Consider the following 22,380-nt stretch of genomic DNA (forward strand, 5'->3'; position numbering starts at 1 on the left):
ATCCTATGTATCTCCGTTTCCATCGTTTCGCTCCGTCAGACTACTGCCACTCCCAAAAGGAACCGTCATCCGATTGGTGAAATCGCTGATCATACCCGAGAGATACGCCTTTTCTTGGCGAATCGTATCGTACTTTTGTTTTAGATGTGCATTCTCAATCTCAACCCGTCCGATTTTCTCTTCCAGATCATTCATCTTTTTGAGTTTCTCTGCATGGGCTTCGTTATGTTTTTGAATCAGATTTACATATTTTTGCTGCTCCAGCTCAATGGTACTCTTCAATTCCTCAATCTCAGCTGTGAGCGTAGTTTGAAGCTCCCGGTAATCCTCCAGCACTTGATCGACCTTCAAATTTCTCTCAATCAACTTATGCTCAAGCTCGCGGACATTCTTTTCTCTTTCCTCAATAACCTTATTGAGGTTCTTCATATCCCGGTTTAAGCGCTCCACATGACTGCTGGAATGGGTTAACCGATCCTGAAGCTCATTAATATTGGTCTCCGCATGTTGTCTGGCCTGAATAATCTGCTCCACGGAGAAGATCAAATCGAGTGATTTTTTATCAAGCTGAGCTTTGCCTGTAGTAACCAATCCAGCTAAAGTCTCGTCCGAGGTCTTTTCTTCTATTTCTTCGACCTGTTCATCTAATAATTGTACCTTTTGAACCATATCCGACTTGGATTGCTTATCCACTGAATCTTTCTTTTTAAAAAAGGGGGAAATCATCGATTTTATCACCTCAATTATAAAAAAATGTCAAAAAATGTCGAGTGCCCACGAGTCTATTATAGTTTACTTATCTTGTATGTAAGTGAGCCTTTATATCTAACTTTCTGAAATGCACCTAAAGACCTATTCTCTTCTGCAAAATAAAAAAAGCACCCCTTCGGGTGCTTTGATTTCAATTGAATTTATCGGGAAATTGTTTGATCAATCCCTCGGTTAAGATATCTGCGAACATGATCATATGCTCCAGCCCTTTATCAAATGCGGCAATTTCGGCATCCCAATCCTTTTTAACTCTAGCTGTCACGTCATCAGTAATCAATTCCAGATGTTCATGAAGCATTTCCTTTAATTGTTCATAAGAATATTTGGGGTTCTGGCTACTAAGAAACTTGGCAATGTCATCAGCGTTGGCATACCACTCTTTATTGTATTTTTCCACATCGGCCTGATTTCCAGCCTTTACAGCACCTAGAACTTTTCCGGCAATAAGAATATGCTCCCGCAATAATTGAGCCAGCTTATCTCCAACTGCCTCACCGTAATACGGTTTAAAGACATCCCCTATGTCCTGTTGATTCTGTAACAGCCTTGCCAGTACCTTATCCTTGTCCTCAGAATCTGCAAAGGCGCTAACAATGTAGTTCTTTGTCCATACCACATGATCGATCCATAACTTCCTAAGATTATCCTTAAGCTCAATTACGGAGGGGGTTAAGCATTGCTTGTGGGAGCTCTTTTTCTCTTTAGCTGCTGCAGCATCGGCAATTGTAGGTGTAACACTTACAACCAGAAACATACACAATAAGGTTAGCTTCAACATCAAATACTTATTTTTCAATATGACCTATCTCCTTGTGAACAGTGATGGATTTGAATATCTTGTATATTGTGCACCTTTACTTCCATTTCATTCGCAACTATTCTCAGAACACAAAAAAGCACCATCACGTGGACGGTGCCTGGGTCTTACTTTTATCTAAACATCACTTTATCTACGTTGTATTTAGATTTCAGTTCATTAATGATATAGGTTTCGTAGATCTCTCTATGAACTGGACTTTCGATCAAACACACATCAATTCTGGTGACCTCGTCCCGATGTTGCTTGATGTCAGATACGGTGTCTTCAAAATGTTTTTTAATTCTTGGTCTTAGCTTTCTCGCTTTACCTACAAACAACAACTCATCCTGATCATTGTAGAACATAAAGATACCGCCGTAATCTCTCGGAATCAGGTGAAAGTCCGTAAATCCGTAAATATTGCTTAACTGCGGGTTAATTTGTTTAGTAATACTAACATCCGCTTTTGGAATCGTTATGTTGATCATTAGCTCACGTCCTCTTTCTATATAGGAGTAAATAGTATCATAAATCGCTAAGTAAGACCATTCAATCTGGCGCAGTCAAATAAATACAATAAAAGCAAGTTCGATTGATCTAATGGAAATATTACTAAAAATTATGGCATTATTCAAAACCTTCCTGCCCAAGGGTTGCGGTCTTAGACAGTAGAGGATTATAAATAAAATAGAGGCGTTTGCATCATGATATATAGATATTTGTCATCTAGGAGGATTTGATTCATGGCAGTAACAGACCGGCAAAAAATAGTAGATAGCGTCCCGCAAAAGGGTTTCTTCGGACATCCTAAGGGACTTTTCACCCTTTTTTTCACAGAATTTTGGGAGCGTTTCTCTTATTATGGCATGCGAGCTATCCTTGTCTACTACATGTATTATGAAGTGAGCCAAGGCGGTCTCGGATTACCTGAAGATATGGCACTTTCTATTATGTCTATCTATGGATCGCTTGTATATATGTCAGGGATCATCGGAGGCTGGCTTGCGGATCGGCTTCTCGGGACTTCGAGGGCTGTTTTCTACGGCGGCGTTTTAATCATGTTCGGGCATATACTACTGGCTATTCCAGGCAATACCACATTGTTTTTTGCTTCGATGGTTTTAATCGTACTCGGAACGGGTCTACTGAAACCCAATGTTTCAAGTATTGTCGGCGAAATTTATAGCGAGCAGGATAACCGCCGTGACGCTGCCTTCAGCATTTTTTATATGGGTATTAACCTGGGAGGATTTCTCTCCCCACTAATTGTTGGCGCAGTAGGCATGAATAATTTCCATCTAGGTTTCTCGATTGCCGCAGTCGGAATGTTTGTTGGACTAGTCGTTTATATTATGACTCGCACAAAAAATCTGGGTTTGGCCGGTACGATTGTACACAACCCTATTCCTGCAGATCAGAAGAAAAAAATCTTTACTTGGATTGGTGTAGGATTAGTTGTACTTGCGATTTTGATTACGATCGGCATTCTTACCGGAGTGCTTACCTTTGAAACATTAATAAAAATAGTAGGGGTATTAGGCTTACTTATTCCTACGATGTATTTCATTATGATGTACCGCAGTCCCAAAACAACAGCCGTTGAACGGTCAAGAATTCTCGCATACATTCCTTTATTTATCGCATCGATTATGTTCTGGGCGATTCAAGAGCAGACTTCCACAGTTCTAGCTAGTTTTGCTGATAAACGGACCCAATTGGATTTTGCAGGCTTACACATTTCTCCTGCTTGGTTCCAATCGCTTAACCCGCTGTTTATTATCACTCTTGCACCTATATTTGCCTGGTTGTGGTTAAAGCTCGGTAACCGTCAACCCTCGATTCCGCAAAAGTTCTCGCTTGGTTTATTGTTTGCCGGTTTATCCTTCTTGGTGATTCTAGTACCTGCTTATTTCGGTGGAGCTAATTCACTTGTGAATCCATTATGGCTGGTACTCAGCTATTTTATCATCGTAATCGGGGAGTTATGCTTGTCCCCTGTGGGCTTATCAGCAACGACCAAACTGGCACCGGCGGCTTTTACCGCTCAAATGATGAGTATGTGGTTCTTATCGAATGCCGCTGCTCAAGCAATTAATGCTCAAATTGTGAAGTTCTATACCCCGGATACCGAAATGATGTACTTTGGAGTAATTGGTGGAGTGGCCCTTATCCTTGCGCTTATCCTCTTCCTATTCTCTTCCAAAATTCAGAATTTCATGAAAGGGATACATTAAAGACACCCAAAGGCTGCCCGAGATCTTCTCGGCAGCCTTTTTTTAGTTTCCTATAGTTATCCAACCTCTACACCAGAAACATGGCGACAATCGTCGTGACTACCAGCCCAATCAATACAGGCTTAACATTCCGTCTTGCCAGCTCAAAAGGGCTTACTCCGCAAATAGCAGCCGCCGGAATCAATGCCCACGGAATCAGCGTGCCTCCACCCACCCAAATGGCAGCTACCTGACCCAGCGCAGTTAAAGTCGCCGCATCGGAATGTGTGGCCACCGCAAACAATTTCCCAATAGACCCGGCAAGTGAAATGCCCGAGAACCCTGAACCATCTAGGCCTGTAATGGCTCCGGTTATAGTTGCGGTCACAGCACCCACTGCACCGTTCAGAGGAACGTTATGAGCTAGAGCGACCCCTAGATCATTTACAATCCCCTGAGATGCGGCGGGCAGCACTTTGCCGAATAATTCAGCAAACGCCGAATCCCCCAGATAGAAAAAAGCGGCAATCGGTATCACAGGACCAAATACTTTGAAGCCAAACGTAAGTCCATCAATCAGATAAGTAGTTACTTGCTCCAATCCTTTATTACGATGTGCCAACAAGGTTACTACAACCAGAATGAACACCGCAGTACCACCAACTAAGGCAGTTGCGTCTCCACCCTGCAAATCGAGCAGAAACATGCCTGCTACATCGGCTAAAAACAGGATGGGAATGGCGATGGCCAGCCATTGTTTCAATGCTGGATGAATCACCGCTGGATCTTCTGCCGTATCATTCTCTGCAGATAACGCACTCACGGCACTTTTCCCGGCAATAAGACCGTCTCGCCAAGTTCCCTTCTTCTGATCTCTGCGCATCATCCAATACGCCGTTATCGTAGTCACCACGCCCATAACAATTACAAGCGGAACACTCGCCTCCATGACACTGGTCACCGGAAGTCCGGCCGCATCTGCTGTTAGTTTAGGTGCACCTTGAATAATGTAATCACCTGAGAGCGCAATCCCGTGGCCAAATAAATTCATTGCCATCGCCGCTCCAAGAGCCGGCAGTCCCACTCGAATGGCAACCGGCAGCAGCACAACCCCGATCAAGGCCACTGCGGGTGAAGGCCAGAAGAACCATGAGGTGACCATCATAATCAGACCGATCCCCCAAAAGGCTATGAACGGTGTGCGCAAAAAGCGGGTAAGTGGAGCAACCATGATTTCGTTAATCCCCGTGCGTGTTAATACCCGGCTCATGGCTACTATGATCGAAATAATCATGATCGTACCCATTAGCTCCTTGGTTGCATATACAAAAGAGTTGAATACACCTGTGACCGAACCACTGACAGTTTCTGTGGCTAACCACCCAAGTACAAAGATGCCCGCAATACAGATCATCGTTGTGTCCCGTCTCTTGATCAGAAGTGCCATTATAAATACGATAAATGCCAGATATACATAATGGAGCGCTGTTAACTGGATGCCCATCTCTGCACCACACCCTTCTCCTACTATCCGAGTGCTATATGGTATGCAGGGGTGTAGGCTAATGTTCAGTAGAAATGGGCCTAAAACAGCAAAAGAAGCCGTCCCGCGCGTAGAGAAAATCTACGTATGGGACGGCTTCTTAATGTTTCTTAATTAGAGATTATTATTTAGCTACAACTCCGCCATCAACCGGCAGCTCAACACCTGTAATGTAAGAAGCTTCATCAGAAGCCAAGAACAATACAGCTTCAGCTACTTCAGAAGCACGTCCAACACGTGGCAGCGCAGTCTGAGACATAAAGAAGCTATGCATTTTTTCGTTATTTACAAATTCAGCACTCATTGGGGTTTCGATAAATCCTGGGTGAACAGAGTTCACACGAATGTTATCTTTACCAAAGTCTACAGCTGCTGCTTTACTAAGCATACGAACTGCACCTTTTGAAGCTGTATAAGCACCAGCACCGCTGCTGCCAGTCAAACCTGCGATGGATGAAATATTAACGATGGAACCACCTTTATTGTTCTTCATTTGAGGAACAACATGCTTCATGCCAAGGAATACGCTGCTCACGTTGATGTTCATTACCTTGTTCCATTGATCAACAGTGGATTCGAGCAATTGAACCGGGAATGAGATCCCTGCATTGTTTACCAAAATGTCGATTTTCCCGAACTTGCTAATCACATCTTCTACAACCTTGATCCAGTCTTCTTCGGAAGCCACATTATGTGCATAAGCTGCTGCTTGACCACCATTTGCTTCAATTTCCTTCACAACTGCTTGTACGGCAGCCTCGTTAATATCAGTGGCTACAACTGTAGCACCTTCTTTGGACAATAAAAGGGCTTCTTCACGGCCCATGCCGCTGCCTGCACCTGTAATAATTGCTACTTTATTAGTTAGACGATTCATAATTAGGTCTCCTCTATAATCATATTGTGATATAATATTTGAGTGATGATAGTCACACTATCACTGTGATATACATCATATCATTTTTACAAAAGAACTACAACCACTCCTTGCTTAATCCAATAAACGGTGGATATAATACTAATAATTGAAAATCCCAATCAAAAAATGGAAGGGTCTAGCCCTCATGAATCCTAAAACACGATACGAAAAAGAAAGATCCGATGGTAAGCAGCAACGATTAATTACGATCCTCGAATCCGCAGAACGAGTATTATCACAAAAAGGAATCGAAAAGTCGACGATGCAAGATGTCGCAAGCGAAGCCAATATCGGGATTGCGACGTTATTTCGCTATTTTCCCAGAAAAGAAAAACTCGTAGTGGCTGTAGCCACCCGAATGCTGGAGCCTATGCTCGATCATTTTAAATACGTAGCTGACTTGCCCCTTACTTGTCTTGAACAAATCGAGAAATTATTTGATTTCTTTATTCAGGATCAAAATCATCTAAGTATTATTTTTATGGTCAATTTCGAAAGCTACGCCTCACACTCAAATGAACCTGTTGAGGATGTTCTGAGCTTCAATGCACTCAACCGCAAAATTTGGCATGAATACTCCAGGATCATTCAAAATGGGGTAGAAGACGGCTCTATTCGTGCGGGTCTCCCCGTAAAAGAGACCTTAATTACGCTCATGAATAGCTTTGCCCTCTTTTCCAGAAAACTAACGATGAAAAAAAACATTCTCCTGCTGGAATCGGATCTAGACTCCGACGATCAGCTTGAGCTGCTTAAACAAATTTTTCTGGATCATTTAAAAGCCTAAAAAGCGCCAGTTTCCTTAGGAGGGGAACTTGGCGCTTTTTCTATAGTCAAAACAAAAAGAGACATTTCCAAGGAAATTGCCTCTATCCAGATTCAAGTTGCGACCTATATACTGCCTTCGTTAGCTAGTGAAATGGGCAGGTTGCGACGGGTGATTGTTGATAAAGAAAACGAGGGCTGAAATCATATTCTTTTAACGTACGATCATGCCAAATCGGTGTAGACGAGGGTGACATAGGCGGAATCAACCAGGACCAGCGCCCTGAGACTTGGCGCCCCTGCTCGTTCTCCTGTTGCTGGAATCGAACAAATTGATCTGCTGCTGTATGGTGATCCACGATGCTGACACCTGCTTGCTTGAAGGAATGCAGCACTGCGCGATTCAGCTCAAGAAGCGCCCGATCCTTCCAAAGCGTTGTGTTGCTGGAGCGATCCAGTCCTATCACATCAGCTATAGCTGGCAAAGTGTTGTATCGTCCGGTATCCCCCAAGTTACGCGAGCCGATTTCAGTCTCCATGTACCAACCGTTAAAAGGAGCAGCCGTGTACAGAATACCGCCAATTTCCAACTGCATGTCCGCGATAATGGGTACAGAATACCAACGAAGCTGAAGCTCAGCAAAACGTTCAATTTCAGGATGTGTTAACGGTACCTCCTGAATGAAGTGATCAGGAATAGGGAAAACGTAGGGATGCCCGTTGCCAATACTGATCACTAACGGCAACACATCATAATCGCCACCCGTTCCTTGCCAACCTAGTTGCTGGCACATTTTTGTGAATTCATCCGATGCCGGATCGCCTGCACGTCCGTGTTCTTCATCGCCAGGATAACCGGCATAACGAATCAATTGGTGGTTCCAGATCCGAATCCGCTGATTCGGATCTTCTCCGCTGCGGAAAACCGTGATGAGTGAACGAATACGTCCTCCGTTGTTCGCCTTTTCCAGATGTCGCAGCAACGCTTCAGCAACTTGTTCCTCAGTCTCTGCTTGGCGTTCATCGATTAGCTCAATGGATTGCCAAAAAAGACGCCCAATGCAGCGGCTATTATGGCGCCAGGCCATTCTTGCACCATGCGCTAATTCTTCCGTTGTATGTGTGTAACTGCCTGATTGGTTAATTTCCTCATGTACGGCTAGGATGCGATGATCCGTCTCGGCTTCAGACTTATCTAGTTCAGCGTAACATTGTCGAATGAAAGCTTCCGCCTGCCGGGTTAATTCTTCGATGTGCTTGCCATTCATATCCCTTATCCCCCATCTAAACCCTTGCTTAAACTCCAATCCAGTATAACATCCCTCTTCCTATGCCACATCTTTCAGGGAAAAGCGCATAAGAACAACCCGTGAAGCTTGGAGCTTCACAGGTTGTGGCAGGAACATTTAGCGCTCTGAACGTTTCCCTTGCTTATTCAATGAGGCAAGTCTGCTCTTATCCTCGGTCAACAGTTCTTCAGCCAACTCCACACCTTGAGGACCTAGCCAGTCCTGAGCTTGCTGAATCGCCTGCTCAGTATGTGCCAGGCGGTTCTCAGCCTGTGCCAAAGTCTGTTCTGTTGGATGACTAAGTGCCTGAGAGACAGAGAAATGAAGCTTGCCCAAAGAATTTTTGGCTTGAGTTACATTGTCATTCGCTTGCAGACTGGAATCGGGTTGTTTCATAAATGAAATACGCTCCCTTCTGAAATGCGCCTGTTCTCTTCTAGCATGGTTTGGGTGAAGTCATCTTATGCATTCACTATCTACTGGATAATGGATTGCATAAAGGACGTCATTTCATTACTCGCTTTATTCAGGCGCTCAATGACACCGCTGAATTCAGTGACCAATTCTGCTTGTGAGTGTGAAGAAGCAGAGATCGCTTCAATTTCTTGCTCCATTTGCTTAATGGACTTTTGAACATCACTCAGTGATTTTTCAATATTATGGGTTGCTTCTTTAGTGTTAACGGACAGTTTGCGTACTTCCGTAGCAACCACCCCAAAACCTGCCCCTTGCTCTCCTACACGCGCGGCTTCGATTGCCGCATTCAGCCCAAGCAGGTTCGTCTGCTCAGAAATCTCACGAATGAAGCCGGCAACCTTATTCACTTCTTGTGATTCTGTTACGGCTCTACGCGTATTATCTAATATTTGCTGCGAGGTTGCTGATAATTCCTGAGATTGGGCAGCTACGCTCTGCACCATCTCCATTAGATGACTGCTTATCTCATTAATCTCATCTGTGAATCCTTCAAGCTTATTCTCGTTCTCTAGTGTATAGGCAATGGCAAAAACCCCGATTACATCATCATCCGTTCCGTAGATAGGTACACATGTTGAGATTACAGGAGCTCCATAAATTTCTGCTGGGATTCGGTTAGAGCTTGCTATACCTTTCAGTCCATTTGAAAGCGACAGATCTTCAGGCGGGATAGGGTTACCCTTAACCAATCCGAGATCAATAACTTTACTCGGTGCGTAATAATGGAAGATCTCCCTGTCCGTGATTCCAATCATAATATCCTGCGAGTGAATCTTTTTGAAATAAGGTGCTGCGAGGACTAAGGCATCGATAATACTCATCTCTTCATCTCCCATATAAAAAAAATGTATATGTAGTTTTATCGTCACAATGGGTTATTAAATGAATATTGTCATAGTAGAGTAACAATCCCCGCGTAGGATTTGTTTATGAATACTATTAGCAGACGACAATTTCTACAGAAAAGCGCTCAAGTAACTCTAGGCCTTCTTGGAACAGCTGGTGCATCCGGCATCTATTCACATTGGATCGAACCCTACTGGCTGGAAATCAAATACGTAGATATTACACTCCCTAGACTTTCTCCAGCCTTCGATAAATTTCGTATCGTTCATTTTAGCGATTTACATCAGGGGGTATATTCCAAGCCGCAAGCTTTAACGGAGCTAGCGCAGCAAATTCAACAGGTAAAGCCAGATCTGATCTGCTTCACCGGCGATTTATTAGATCATTCAGCCGATTATATTTCAGAAGCCGTAGCCTTGTGCTCTCAGTTGCGGGCTCCTTTTGGACAATTTGCAGTATTAGGCAATCATGATGCTTTTGGGACCAGAAAGGTTGTAACGAAAGGGCTAACACAATCGGGCTTCCACGTGCTCCATAATGAACATATCGTCTTAACCCAAGGTACGGACAAGCTCTATATTGCCGGAATAGATGATCCTTGGGTCGGAAAAGCAGACATCGCCCAAGCGCTGCTTCATATCCCGGAAGAGGCTTGCACAATTCTCCTTGCCCATGAACCTGATTTCGCCGATGACTTTTGCAAGCTGCCTATAGATCTGCAATTGTCTGGTCATAGTCACGGAGGCCAAGTGCGGTTTCCAATTGTCGGAGCTTTATATACCCCGCCTCACGGAAATAAATATTCAAGTGGATTATATCAACTGCCCAACAGCCAACTTCAGGTCTATACCACTCGCGGGATAGGAGTAACTCGTATGCCTGTTCGTTTTAATTGTCGCCCCGAGCTCACCGTAATTACTTTACATTCTTAATGCTAGTGTCTTAATCGTACAAAATGGTTAAAAAGTATATACCTTTTGCATATCTATGCAACAACACTGTAACCGTCTTTGTAATCAAATCTATTTGGGACCTAGGTATAATTGTAGGAGTGATAGAGGAAAAAATATCATATTGCAACTACATAAGCCCATCCTTGGGAAGGAGAGATTAAGTTATGAATAAAAGTATGAAATGGACCTCAGCCATCTTGGCTGCTGGAGTATTGCTTGGAGGGTCGGGACTAGTAGGAGGAACTTCAGTTCAAGCCGCAACTACCGGAGGAAATACGGTAAAACAAGCCGCACAGCAACCCTCTGTAGTGCTTAAATATAAAGGCCAGACCTTATCGCAGCAAGCGAAAATAGTAAACGGCAACACCATGATCCCTTTAACTGTACTACGGGATGCTTTTGGCCTCTCCATTAACTATAATGCAAGCACCAAAACTTATAGTGTAGGCAGCGATTCCATGAAGCTGGACATGGAGGTCTCAGATTACGGTGTTAGTACAACCCTGAATGGCTATTACATTTATAGCATGACCGGCAGTCATGATGTGAAGGTCATCAACGACCGGATTTATGTTCCGTTCAAACTCTTGTCTGACTATTTAGGAGTGCAAGGCGTTTATAATTCTTCATTGAAATCACTTGATCTAAGTAAAAAAGTAATGAATGACATCAAAATCACCTCTGAAACCTTAGATAAGAGCAATAAAAATGCTAGTATCAAAGTACAGTATCCCAAAATCAGTGGCTTAACGGATGAAGTGCAGACTAAGATTAATGCGATCTTCAAAAAGCAAGCTGAACAATTCGTCGCAGAGAGTGAAGAACAGGCTAGCCGTAGAGATGGTACTATAGAGAATAAATATGACTTCTCTCAAACTTTTGTTGTCTCCTTTAACCGTGAAGGGGTTCTGAGCATCGTGACTGATCAATATGGCTATACTGGTGGAGCTCATGGTGGAGCCCTTCGTGAAGGATTTACCTTCTCGCTGAAAGACGGCAAACCAATTGAACTTAAGGACCTGCTGAAAGCAGAGCCAAACTACAAACAAAAATTAGATAAAATGTTGAAGGAAAGCACCAAGGAGCTAGCTTTTCCAGATACACCTGGCGGACTAACAGAAAAACCAAACTTCTACGTTTCCGAGAGTGGCCTTGCAATCTTCTACCAACAGTACGAAATTGCCCCTTATGCGGCTGGAATTCCTACGTACACCTTTAATTTCAGTTCAATATTACCAAAGGGAACTAACCCATTCGCTGCCTTCAAATAAACTTCTATTGTAAAAAAGAGCGTCACAGTCATTAGGACTGGGACGCTCTTTTGGTTTTACAGCTTAGGCTTCCAAACTTCCAGCCGGGCCGAAGAATTCATAATGAATTCTGTCTTCAGCCACCTTCCATTCCTTAAGAGCCTTATATATCGCCTTCATAAAAGGAGTCGGTCCGCAGAAATAGAATTCAGAGTTTACGTCTGTTACTTCTTGCAACCAAGCTAGATCAATATAACCTGTTTTATGGAACGTATCTCCTTTACTTGGAGTTTCATAACATACATAGGATCGTAGGGTAGGATGGGACTGCTCCAAATCCGCCACCATTTCTTTCATAGCATGCAAGCTTCTATTGATGGCTGCATGAATGTACGTTACCTCTCGTTCTGGCTGCGTAGCAATTAATGTCTCCAGCATACTTACCATAGGGGTTAGTCCAACCCCACCACTGATAAGAACCACTGGACGATCACTATCTTTATTTAATACGAAATCACCTGCTGGCGAGCTTACTTCCAATATAGCTCCCACTTGTACGACATCATGAAGGAAAGTAGATACGACTCCAGCCGGTTTATCTGGCCCTTCACCTTCCCGTTTAACTGTGATGCGGTAATACGTCTGTCCCGGCGCACTGGACAAACTATAGTGGCGAACATGGGTGTATTCCTCTCCCTCAGGCTGAACACGAACCGTGATGTATTGACCCGGCAAATAAGAAGCTATAGCCCCTCCATCCTCAGGAGAAAGGTAGAAGGAAGTAATAAGTTCACTTTCTTTAACCTTCTTAGTAACCACAAAGTTTCTAAATCCACTCCAACCCCCGGGAATTTCGGCAGCTTCACGATACTTCTCTGCTTCGACACCAATAAAGGCATCTGCGATCACGCCATACGCCTTTGCCCAAGCATCAATAATTTCCGGCGTCGCCGCATCGCCAAGTACTTGCCCAATAGCAGCTAACAAAGTCTCACCTACGATGGGATAATGTTCAGGTAATACTCCCAATGCCCGATGTTTCTCCGCAATCTGTTTTACCACAGGCAAAATATTTCCCAGCTGATCAATATTCATTGCCGCCGCGAGTACGGCGTTAGCAAGTGCAGTCTGCTGTTTACCTTCCCGTTGGTTGGCATGATTAAATATATTTAGTAACTCCGGATGATTTTCAAATAACATGCCATAGAAAGTAGTTGTGATGGTCTTCCCATGAACCTGCAATACGGGCACCGTTGATTTTATGATTTCAATGGTTTGTTGATCTAACATCTAAATACCCTCTTTCCTGCAATAAATTAATTCCTCTATAAAAAGCATATAGAAGCTGCACATGCCGGAGTGTGCGTTCAATCACACGGGAAATTGAAAAAATGTGAACGATTCAACAATTGCAATGATATCCATCACAATAATGCGCCCGAAATCAAAAAAAACTATCCAAGAGCCATAATAGCTTCCGGGATAGCTTTTTATCTTATTATTTTGACAGCTCCACAAAACCTTCTCCGAATACATCTCTTACATCGTGGATGGTAATAAACGCCTCTTTATCAATGGATTTGACGATTTTCTTAAGCATAGTCACTTCCTGCTTGCTAATCACAATATACAGCAGCTCTTTAGGTGTCTTGGTATAGTACCCACGGCCATATATTACTGTGACGCCTCTATCCATAATTCCATTAACCTGTTCAGCAATTTTGTCCTGCTCTTGGGATACAATCGTAACAGCCTTCTTAGGGTTCACTCCCTCAATAATAAAGTCCATTATCTTAGTGGCTACATAGAGCATCACGATCGTAAACATCAGACTTTGTACTCCAATGATGAAATACGAAGCGAACACCACAATTAAATCGACGAGCAGTAGCGCGTAACTAACATTCCAGTCCAAATATTTATGTAGGATTCTGGCGATGATGGTTGACCCTGCAGTCGTTCCACCCACTCGTATAATTAGCCCGATACCCACACCTGAGAAGATACCCCCGAATATTGCATTAATTATCAACTCATCGCTGCCAATATTCCAATTTTTCGTAAGAATCAGGAATAACGAATTGAAAAACACCGCAATAATCGTGTATACCGTCGTAGTTTTGTCTAGAAATTTGTACCCCACAATTAATAATAAAGCGTTAAGAATCAAACTAACAATACCGGGTGACCACTGATACAAATAGTAAGTAATCATAGTCAGTCCCGTGACCCCGCCTTCACCGAACTCGTTCGGAATCACAAACAAATTAACGGCCAAGGAGAATAACAAAGCTCCTACAATGATGGAAACAATATCCGAAATACGCTTTTTCATACCATGCCCCTTCTACCCTAGATCTATATCCACAAATACTAACACCGCTTTGATATAGATGCAATCCATCCGAAAGAAGTCAACAGTCTATAGATACAGTAACCAGCCACCCCGCCGCCAGTGTTCAAAATAAGATCATCCACATCAAAGGTGCCGATATACAATACTAATTGTGTGAATTCAAAACAGAAGCTCAGCGCCAGCGAGAGGAAGAAAACTCTTCGAAACAGCCTTACTTTTTGCGATAACAGCATGGGCACCAAGATCCCAAACGGAATAAAGGCCAACAAATTCCCTACTAAATTAATCGATGAAAAAGGATCTGAAAGCGACAGATCGTCCATCCCCCGGGAGATCTCCTTAAAAGGGATATAGTTGCCTCGCCGATTAAAAATCCGGTCTGGATGTTCAAACATACGTCCCGCTTGCTCCCAAAGCGATAATAAGTTCACCGGTGCACCTTTAAATAAAATAATTCGGATTAAAAAATACATATAGACGATAAATATCGCTGCCAGCAAAAGGTTTATAGCAGACTTTTTTTTCGGCTCTTTAGTCATTAATATGTAGTAACAATTATGCCATCCATGTTATCGCCTGACGTCATATATTGCCCTTCCTGTGGAATTTTGATCGTAGTGTATTTGGATACCGGAAAATAACTTACTGTATAAGCTTTGCCGTCTACTGTTGTTGAAATCTCTTTGTTCTCTTTCAAGAAATCCAAATATTGTTCTAGCACAAGCCCCTTCTCATGAATAATGGCGCTGTGCGGCAACCCTACATAACGGAAATGCCAGGGTTCATATTTTATCCCCGTAATCTCGGTTTTGTCTTTCGGATAGCGGAGAATAAAGCCGTATTTCCAGGCATTTTTTTGCAGCCATTTTCCTTCAGGCGCTTTACTCATTTCTGATTGGGACGACCCGATATCCAGAGATAATCCTAAATTATGTTCACTATATTGCGCCGGTAAAGCATAGTCCGAACCTTTTTCCTGATATAATTTCTCTTGCTCTTCAAAGTCCCTGTACCCGCTGCTAATTAAAAAATGATTCACACCCTCTTTTTCGGCAGCTTTGACCATCTTATTGAATTTATGCGCTACACTTTCAGACAAACGAATCGAGGTATCCAGCAGCCCATAACCCTGCACCAGATCCGCCTGCTCATATAAGGTCACGATATCAGACTTCACACTATCCTCATGTACCGGGTATTGTTTGTTCACCAGCAACAAATCCCCTTGATACACTTGATCTTGTGTTACTACCTCTAAGCTATTGTTATTTCTAATAGATTCTTTGCGAATCTTATCATCGTATCCTAAATTACCCGTATTCGGTAAATAACGAGCCGCTGCATACCCAAGCAACAACACAACCAACGCCAAAAAGCCCCACTTCTTCATCAGCAATGTCCTCCCATTTCCTTGATAGGAATAGAATAACGAAGACACTTTAAAGAAAAGGCGGGACAAATATAAAGTTTTTCTTAAAATAAATAAATCTCACGGGCTTTACCCATTAAAAGTATATCCAACGCCCCAGATCGTCTTAATGAATTTATTCTTATTGATGTCTTCACCGAGCTTTTTGCGCAAGGTACGGATATGCACCATGACCGTGTTCCCACTCTCATAATAAGCATCGCCCCACACCTGTTGAAAAATGTTCTCCGCACTAAACACCTGCTTAGGATGGCTGACCAATAAATGCAAAATATCAAACTCTTTTGGAGTTAGCTCAATAACCTCACCATAAAGAGTAACCGTATGCTCATCCGGTGAAATCATCAATCCCCGAACCTCTAGCACCGATTTAGGTATGGCTGCGGGCTGACTGAATTGTATGGAGCGCCGCAACTGGGAATTGACCCGGGCGACCAGCTCCATTGGATTAAATGGTTTGGTCATATAATCATCTGCGCCCATAACCAGTCCGGTGATTTTATCAAGATCGGAAGTTTTAGCACTCAGAAAAATAATCGGCAGATGATGATGCTCCCGAATATGGCGGGTGACCTCGTAACCATCCAGCCCCGGCATCATGATATCCAGAATCGCCAAATCTATCGTTTGCGACTCAATGGCTTGTACCGCTGCCCTTCCATCGGACACTTTGAGGATATGATACCCCTCTTTTTGCAAATGCAAGGCCACCAAGTCGGCAATTTCCGCCTCATCATCCGCAATTAAAATGGTGATGCGCTTCATCTATTTTTCACTCCTATAGGTTGTGCTGTACACTCTTCATCCATTATACCCTAAACTCAAAAACCACTCCTAGAAAGAAGTGGTTTCGGATTAAATCTATGATTTATATAGTCTATTTCCTTTTATTATAGCTGTCTAACAATAGCTCTAATGAAATCCCATTTACTGTGACGCCTGAAAGATTGCAGTCTCTTATATCCACATTCGAAAGATCACAATCTACAAAGGATGTCCCGTTCAGCTGGCATCGCTCAAACTTATTGCCTTTACCGTACAAATGAATATCGTGGAAATAAGCCCCCCCTAGTTCACTATTACTAACCTCTATTTCCCACAGCCCCACTTCATTAAACTTAACAGAATGCATATTGATGTCATTAAAGGTAGTACTGCTCATATTAATATTATCGAATCCGGTCCCCTCCATATTTACATTGGAGAAGTTTGTTTTATGCATATCAATATCATCAAATTCACTCTGGCCCATAGCCACACGACGAAAATTCGTTTCAGTCATTCTTTCATCCTGAAAGACTCTCTTCTTAAATTCGTCCTGTAATTTGTTTTCACTAAGATTATTATTCACTGTACTCAACATCTCCCTTTTTAAGATCGCTCTTGATCTGCGGAGTCTACTCTCAACAGCTTCGCTGGATAAATCAAGGAAATCGGCGATTTCCCTGACCTTGTAACTGTCGATATAGTAGAGAATTGTGACTATACGGTTAGCTTCTGATAGGGTGTTTAAGGCTTTCCACACATCTTGCTGGAGTTCTTTTCTGAGCAACTGGTCTTCGGTAGATTCTGGCTGCGGAACCTCCATTTTTTGCATGAATTCGTAAGCAGTCTTCTTTTTATTTGACCTAAACCAATCCATGCATTCCCGTGCAGTAACCGCATATAACCAACTGGCGAGTTTCTCAGGCTCCTTTAAGTTAGGTAATTTGCGATAGGTTTTAACAAAAACCTCTTGGGCAATGTCTTGTGCGGTATGAAAATCACCCAATTTACCATAAGCAACCCCGTATACTGCATTGGAATATTTGCCGATAAGTACACTGAATGCATCCATGTCACCTTTACACACCTTATCTACCAGTTCTGCGTCTGTACAAGTCACTATTTTCCTCCTTAACATCAAGCTCATAACATAGACGGAAAAGAGACTCAAAAACCGTCTTTATGCCTGCAAATAATTTTTAATGGAGAGGGGATTTCAACTTTTCTTCACCGTGAAAATTATAGCCTAATTATTACCTAGCTAAAACAATCTGCGAGCCGTCACCAAACGTTTCTTCCACTTGTCACTTAAGGCTTCATAATGAACGCCAAGCTCCTTGGAGTACGTATGTAGGATCTGATTATTTCCCGCGTAAATCGCCACATGCCCAATATCGAGTCCTCGTGCACTGAAGAATAACAGGTCCCCTTTGCGCAGCTCGTTAATTCCAACCTCTTTGCCCTCTTTGGCCTGATTGTAAGAGACACGTGGCAGGTCAATTGCCAACACATCCTTAAATACATGTCCTACAAAAGAAGAACAGTCAAAGGTAGATGTCTGGTCAGTAGCAGCACCAAATTCATAAGGTGTTCCCAGATATTTTTCTCCGTAAGCAAGCAGCTCGCTTCCCTGCCGCTCTACAAGAGCCGTACTAGTATAATTGCTATATTTGGGTTTAGCAGATATATAGCCACTCTTGTTATCTTGTGTTCGCACTTCTAACCATAAAGCATCTACTTCTCTAACCACATGCACCTTATCTCCTGCTGACAACATTTGCTGCACTGTTGATTGGGCTGACGAGTCTGGCAAACTTCGCAGGTTAACCCCATATAGAATTGTCGTATCGTAATCCACTGCCGAGTAGATACGAACGGCACGAGTAGTGGTATCCCACTTCACAGTGCTGCCCAAAGCTTCGCTGACAAAACGCAGTGGCATCATCGTATAACCGCCGGCAATCTGGCCGGGAACCGTTACACTTAAGGACTGGCCATTTTTATTCGCTGCCTGATCACCAATATGATAGGTCAGCACCAGGTCTCCCTTGGTTGCCTTAACGGTCTTGGTATCATTATTCCAAGTAATCTTTGCCCCCTGAGCTTCAAATAACTTGCGCATAGGGACTAGTACTGTATCGTTTACTAACAAGGGCTGAGCCCCCAATTGTAACTGTTGATCATCCAGATAGACGGCTGTAACCGGAGTCTGAGGCGTTGTCGCCGCATAGGCCGGAGCAGTATAGAGCATAGATGTAAGTAGTAAAAGTAACATAGCTTTCTTTTGAAATTTCATGATGTCATCACCTCGTTGATTGATATGTACACCTATTGTTACTAAAAAAAGGGTGATTAGTTTTGTTACAAATTTTGGGGTAAGCATCTACCTTCGGCATAAGCACCTAAAAAAAAGAGGACTACGATCACCTTTCGGTATCATAGTCCTCTTTTAAATATGCCTCATAGAGCCGGCTAGACAGGTTCCTCAACTTCAAAAATGGAATCAATAATGATCGGAAGATTATCCCTTACAGAAACAGCACCCAATACAGAACGAGCATGAACACCCTTGTCTCCGAACACCTCAAGCATTAAATCTGAACAACCATTAAGCACTTTATGATGTTCTTCAAAAAGGGGATCTGCATTAACGAAGCCTTGAATTTTGACTACTCTTTTCACTTTGTCCAAAGAACCTAAAGCTGTCTTCAGGACGGCAAGGATTTCTATACCCGTTAAACGTGCAAAATGGTAGCCTTCCTCGGTAGTGTAATCTTGTCCCAGCTTCCCTTTGGGATGGCCCGCTGGTCCTTTTCCCGACACAAAACATAAACCATTAACAATTACGTAGTTAGCGTATTTTGCCGCCGGTTCACTAGCCTCAGGCAGAACAACTCCTAATGCTTCGAGTCTGCTCGCTATAGTGTGCTCTGTCATATCCATCTCCCCCTCCATTATCAACAGCTTCAATAATTAAGTAAGATCATAGTTACTACTTAGCTTCAACCTCTGCTTCCCATCTCGATATCTCAGAGCGAACAATGGGTGCTACTTGGGTACCCAATAGCTCAATGGCTCTCATTACATCCTTATGAGGCATTGTGCCAAGCGGCACATGCAGCATAAAACGTGTGATGCCTACTTGCTTGCGCAGGTGAATGATTTTCTCAGCAACGGTCTCTGGGTCACCTACATACAAGGCACCTTCAAATCTACGCGCCGCATCATAGCTTGCACGGGTGTATTGACCCCATCCGCGTTCCCGGCCAATAACATTCATACTAGCTTGTGTAGAAGGGAAGAACATATCGGCAGCCTGCTGATTGTCCTCTGCAATGAAGCCGTGCGAGTGCGAAGCAACGGGCAGCTTCGATACATCATGTCCCGCTTGCGCTGCAGCCTTCTTATAGAGCTTCACGAGCGGAGCAAACTGTAGCGGACTGCCGCCAATGATAGCCAGCACAAGCGGTAACCCTAGTAGACCTGCACGAATTACGGATTCTGTATTTCCTCCGCTGCCAATCCATACTGGCAATGGATTCTGCACGGGACGCGGATAAATCCCCAGATTATTAATGGCAGGACGGTGCACGCCGCTCCAGGTTATTTTTTCGGATTCCCGTATTTTGAGCAGCAAGTCCAGCTTCTCATCGAACAGCTCATCATAATGATTCAAATCATACCCAAACAGCGGGAACGATTCAATAAAAGAACCCCGGCCTGCCATGATCTCTGCGCGTCCATTCGAGATTCCATCCAGGGTAGCGAAATCCTGAAACACACGTACGGGGTCATCAGAGGAAAGTACTGTAACCGCACTGGTTAGCCGAATCCGTGTCGTCTGTGAGGCCGCCGCAGCCAGTAAAACTGCTGGAGAAGACGCCGCATAATCTTTGCGATGATGTTCGCCCACGCCAAATATATCTAAACCCACCTGATCTGCAAGCACAATCTCCTCTACAACCTCGCGCAATCGCTGCGCATGACTTATCACTTCACCCGTCTGAACATCCGGTGTTGTTTCTACGAACGTGCTTATTCCTATTTCCACTTACAAATCCCCCTTAACTATAATTTCCTCTTTAAATTGTTTGTTTGATTATAACACAAGTTAAGGTTAAAAAAGCTAGTCATTCTGTCCAACCCCAGTTTCCCGGGAAACTCATCCTTAAAATTTGCAAAACCACGCTTACAAATAGAGGATTTTGAAGGAATATGTTGAAAGACTCTTAAACAAATAGCGGTTGTCGTAGAACAAATAATCATATGGCAAACGAATAAAATTCAAGGTAACATGAAAGAACTGTTAACCGGGTGGGAGAAGGTGTCACTGAAATGAATATCATGACATGGATTGATTTGTTATTATTTTTTGTTTTGTTCGCTTTGTTCATCTACATATTTGCGTCTGTAACTATCACTAACCTACATAAAGCATACTTAGTTTTTCATTTTACTATGATGTTATGGCCCTTCTGCCAATTCGCTATCAAAACGACCGACGATCCCAAGTTTCAATTGTTTTATGTAAAGCTCGCTTTTATCGACTCGGTTCTGTTAACGATTGGCTGGCTTCTGTTCACGGTACTACTCACCGGGAATTCACATCTTCTTCGAAAAAAGAACACATTGATCCTATACATTCTCGCAGCTTTGATCTTAGTAGGGGTGATCGCCAATCCAAACGGAAGTTTTGTTCTCCCTATGAACGGCGGATATATCGAAAGATATTATGGTCCGATTTTTTGGCTGCTTATTATCTTCTTAACCACCAGCGTAATGATTTCTCTGTATATCATCTATTCAGCGCTAGTCTCAAACACTACACAGCGGATCAAAAAACAAGTTGCTCATGTGCTCAAAGGGGTGCTGGTGCTAACGGTATTTATTTTATTGGATGTTTTTCTTAATGTGGTATTGCTTAAATCTGATCCAGTTATTCCAGGGCTGACCTCTCTGGGGATCTTAATCTCGGCAATCTTTTTCGTAATTGCTATCCATCGGGATAAAATATTTGATCTCGTAACCATCGCCCATCAGGATATCATTGACACCATTACAGAAGGAATTCTTGTACTGGATGATAGTGAGACTGTAGTAGAAATCAATCGCTCGCTTTTTCCAAAAATCCATCTGCAAATCGGTGCTCACTTTGACGTGTCGACCATCGCACCCATAGAGCAAACTTCCGGAGCTTTCGATTTATTCCTTCATACATACTTGAACCAGCCCATGGAGAGGACTGAGGTTGAACTATTCTACACCTCACTCGATGCATACATTAACATTACTGCGGCGCCGATTGTGGTAGGTGGAATCAGGGTTGGACGCATTCTCACTTTTCAGGACAGAAGCGAGCTGCATCGCCTCATAGCCGAGACCAATCACCAGAACGAGACCCTGCAAGAGCGTAATGCTGCATTAACTGAAATCCAGGATGAATTATCGCAGACTAACCAAAAACTTAAGCAGATGGCCATAACGGACAGCCTAACCGGTTGTTATAATCGTCATTACTTAACGTTGCACTTAGAGCATGAGATCATAGAAAATATGAAACTCAAGCAGCCTTTTGCTATCATCCTTCTGGATATCGACTTTTTCAAAACAGTGAATGATAATTACGGCCATTTAATCGGTGATGTCGTCATTTGCAGCACGGTAGAGGTAATTAAAAAAACGTTGAGGGAGACGGATGTTCTGGCGCGTTATGGCGGAGAAGAATTTATCATTTACTTACCAAATACAGATCAAACACAAGCAAACCACTTAGCAAAACATATCAAATCTATAATAGAAGCTAATAAAGTACATGTAGAGGATGTTGCTCATTCCCTCTCGATTACTGTTAGTATGGGACTGCTGTCCATTAGTAATTTTGCAGCACAATATACAGAAAGCCTGACCAATCAACTAAATGATTTATTCGAATCAGTGGACAAAGCCTTATATCAAGCAAAAAATGCCGGACGAAATCAGATTGTTGAGATTAATAGATAACGTTT

Annotated in this window: 22 protein-coding genes; 5 read left to right on the forward strand and 17 right to left on the reverse strand. The window is 43.0% G+C overall.

Annotated features, from left to right (window positions below):
• Positions 1–3: 3 nt before the first annotated feature.
• The 3 genes from NST58_RS31595 to NST58_RS31605 all read right to left on the reverse strand — a co-directional run bounded on the left by NST58_RS31595 (position 4) and on the right by NST58_RS31605 (position 2,058).
• Positions 4–726, reverse strand: a complete 723-nt coding sequence (locus NST58_RS31595) for a hypothetical protein (RefSeq protein WP_339245445.1) — start codon at positions 724–726, stop codon at positions 4–6.
• A gap of 175 nt (positions 727–901) precedes the next feature.
• Positions 902–1,567: a glycosyltransferase gene (locus NST58_RS31600; protein WP_175617270.1), complete on the reverse strand. Its 666-nt coding sequence runs from the start codon at positions 1,565–1,567 to the stop codon at positions 902–904.
• A 134-nt stretch (positions 1,568–1,701) separates the two neighbouring features.
• Positions 1,702–2,058 (reverse strand): nucleotide excision repair endonuclease, encoded by a 357-nt coding sequence (locus NST58_RS31605; RefSeq protein WP_036682230.1) that lies wholly within the window; start codon positions 2,056–2,058, stop codon positions 1,702–1,704.
• 255 nt (positions 2,059–2,313) lie between these two features.
• Between NST58_RS31605 and NST58_RS31610 the strand changes: the two genes are divergently transcribed.
• A complete protein-coding gene (locus NST58_RS31610; RefSeq protein WP_076124120.1) occupies positions 2,314–3,804 on the forward strand; it encodes a peptide MFS transporter in 1,491 nt (496 codons plus the stop codon).
• 67 nt (positions 3,805–3,871) lie between these two features.
• On the opposite strand, the gene NST58_RS31615 is transcribed toward NST58_RS31610, so the two are convergent.
• Positions 3,872–5,287, reverse strand: a complete 1,416-nt coding sequence (locus tag NST58_RS31615; RefSeq protein WP_076278256.1) for a hypothetical protein — start codon at positions 5,285–5,287, stop codon at positions 3,872–3,874.
• A gap of 163 nt (positions 5,288–5,450) precedes the next feature.
• Positions 5,451–6,203 (reverse strand): SDR family NAD(P)-dependent oxidoreductase, encoded by a 753-nt coding sequence (locus tag NST58_RS31620; RefSeq protein ID WP_038573803.1) that lies wholly within the window; start codon positions 6,201–6,203, stop codon positions 5,451–5,453.
• A 187-nt stretch (positions 6,204–6,390) separates the two neighbouring features.
• Between NST58_RS31620 and NST58_RS31625 the strand changes: the two genes are divergently transcribed.
• Complete coding sequence (locus NST58_RS31625; protein ID WP_076124124.1) at positions 6,391–7,032, forward strand: helix-turn-helix domain-containing protein; 642 nt, start codon at positions 6,391–6,393, stop codon at positions 7,030–7,032.
• A gap of 124 nt (positions 7,033–7,156) precedes the next feature.
• Here the strand turns inward: NST58_RS31625 and NST58_RS31630 are convergent, their stop codons facing one another.
• The 3 genes from NST58_RS31630 to NST58_RS31640 all read right to left on the reverse strand — a co-directional run bounded on the left by NST58_RS31630 (position 7,157) and on the right by NST58_RS31640 (position 9,597).
• The gene (locus NST58_RS31630) at positions 7,157–8,278 is read right to left on the reverse strand and encodes a nitric oxide synthase oxygenase (protein ID WP_339245449.1); all 1,122 of its coding nucleotides are present in this window, start codon (positions 8,276–8,278) and stop codon (positions 7,157–7,159) included.
• Positions 8,279–8,416: 138 nt separating this feature from the next.
• The gene (locus NST58_RS31635) at positions 8,417–8,695 is read right to left on the reverse strand and encodes a hypothetical protein (RefSeq protein WP_038573810.1); all 279 of its coding nucleotides are present in this window, start codon (positions 8,693–8,695) and stop codon (positions 8,417–8,419) included.
• A gap of 80 nt (positions 8,696–8,775) precedes the next feature.
• Positions 8,776–9,597 carry a methyl-accepting chemotaxis protein gene (locus NST58_RS31640; protein WP_036682244.1) on the reverse strand — a complete coding sequence of 274 codons (822 nt, stop codon included), beginning with the start codon at positions 9,595–9,597 and terminating at the stop codon, positions 8,776–8,778.
• Positions 9,598–9,705: 108 nt separating this feature from the next.
• Between NST58_RS31640 and NST58_RS31645 the strand changes: the two genes are divergently transcribed.
• Both NST58_RS31645 and NST58_RS31650 read left to right on the forward strand, forming a co-directional pair.
• Positions 9,706–10,554: a metallophosphoesterase gene (locus tag NST58_RS31645; RefSeq protein ID WP_076124127.1), complete on the forward strand. Its 849-nt coding sequence runs from the start codon at positions 9,706–9,708 to the stop codon at positions 10,552–10,554.
• Between the two features lie 185 nt (positions 10,555–10,739).
• Positions 10,740–11,846 carry a DUF4163 domain-containing protein gene (locus tag NST58_RS31650; protein ID WP_076307564.1) on the forward strand — a complete coding sequence of 369 codons (1,107 nt, stop codon included), beginning with the start codon at positions 10,740–10,742 and terminating at the stop codon, positions 11,844–11,846.
• A 63-nt stretch (positions 11,847–11,909) separates the two neighbouring features.
• Here NST58_RS31650 and hmpA read toward each other — a convergent pair whose 3' ends face one another.
• The 9 genes from hmpA to NST58_RS31695 all read right to left on the reverse strand — a co-directional run bounded on the left by hmpA (position 11,910) and on the right by NST58_RS31695 (position 20,426).
• Positions 11,910–13,115 carry an NO-inducible flavohemoprotein gene (gene hmpA / locus NST58_RS31655; protein WP_076303544.1) on the reverse strand — a complete coding sequence of 402 codons (1,206 nt, stop codon included), beginning with the start codon at positions 13,113–13,115 and terminating at the stop codon, positions 11,910–11,912.
• Positions 13,116–13,323: 208 nt separating this feature from the next.
• On the reverse strand, positions 13,324–14,160 hold the full coding sequence (locus NST58_RS31660) for a YitT family protein (RefSeq protein ID WP_036682251.1): 837 nt from the start codon (positions 14,158–14,160) through the stop codon (positions 13,324–13,326).
• Positions 14,161–14,198: 38 nt separating this feature from the next.
• Positions 14,199–14,720: a VanZ family protein gene (locus NST58_RS31665; RefSeq protein ID WP_076124132.1), complete on the reverse strand. Its 522-nt coding sequence runs from the start codon at positions 14,718–14,720 to the stop codon at positions 14,199–14,201.
• A complete protein-coding gene (locus NST58_RS31670) occupies positions 14,720–15,571 on the reverse strand; it encodes a M15 family metallopeptidase (protein WP_076124134.1) in 852 nt (283 codons plus the stop codon). The genes NST58_RS31665 and NST58_RS31670 overlap by 1 nt, the downstream gene beginning before the upstream one ends.
• 108 nt (positions 15,572–15,679) lie before the next feature.
• Positions 15,680–16,375 (reverse strand): response regulator transcription factor, encoded by a 696-nt coding sequence (locus NST58_RS31675; RefSeq protein ID WP_076124136.1) that lies wholly within the window; start codon positions 16,373–16,375, stop codon positions 15,680–15,682.
• Positions 16,376–16,487: 112 nt separating this feature from the next.
• Entirely contained in the window at positions 16,488–17,495 is a 1,008-nt protein-coding gene (locus NST58_RS31680) for a sigma-70 family RNA polymerase sigma factor (protein ID WP_339245453.1), read from the reverse strand.
• 141 nt (positions 17,496–17,636) lie between these two features.
• Positions 17,637–18,671, reverse strand: a complete 1,035-nt coding sequence (locus NST58_RS31685; RefSeq protein WP_339188926.1) for a stalk domain-containing protein — start codon at positions 18,669–18,671, stop codon at positions 17,637–17,639.
• 176 nt (positions 18,672–18,847) lie between these two features.
• Positions 18,848–19,312 carry a RidA family protein gene (locus tag NST58_RS31690; RefSeq protein WP_076132951.1) on the reverse strand — a complete coding sequence of 155 codons (465 nt, stop codon included), beginning with the start codon at positions 19,310–19,312 and terminating at the stop codon, positions 18,848–18,850.
• A 55-nt stretch (positions 19,313–19,367) separates the two neighbouring features.
• On the reverse strand, positions 19,368–20,426 hold the full coding sequence (locus tag NST58_RS31695) for an LLM class flavin-dependent oxidoreductase (protein ID WP_076278251.1): 1,059 nt from the start codon (positions 20,424–20,426) through the stop codon (positions 19,368–19,370).
• Positions 20,427–20,710: 284 nt separating this feature from the next.
• Here NST58_RS31695 and NST58_RS31700 point away from each other — a divergent pair, with 284 nt between their 5' ends.
• Entirely contained in the window at positions 20,711–22,375 is a 1,665-nt protein-coding gene (locus NST58_RS31700) for a diguanylate cyclase (protein WP_076124145.1), read from the forward strand.
• Positions 22,376–22,380 lie beyond the last annotated feature (5 nt).

The sequence above is a fragment of the Paenibacillus sp. FSL R10-2796 genome (assembly GCF_037965315.1).
GTDB lineage: Bacteria > Bacillota > Bacilli > Paenibacillales > Paenibacillaceae > Paenibacillus_AQ > Paenibacillus_AQ odorifer.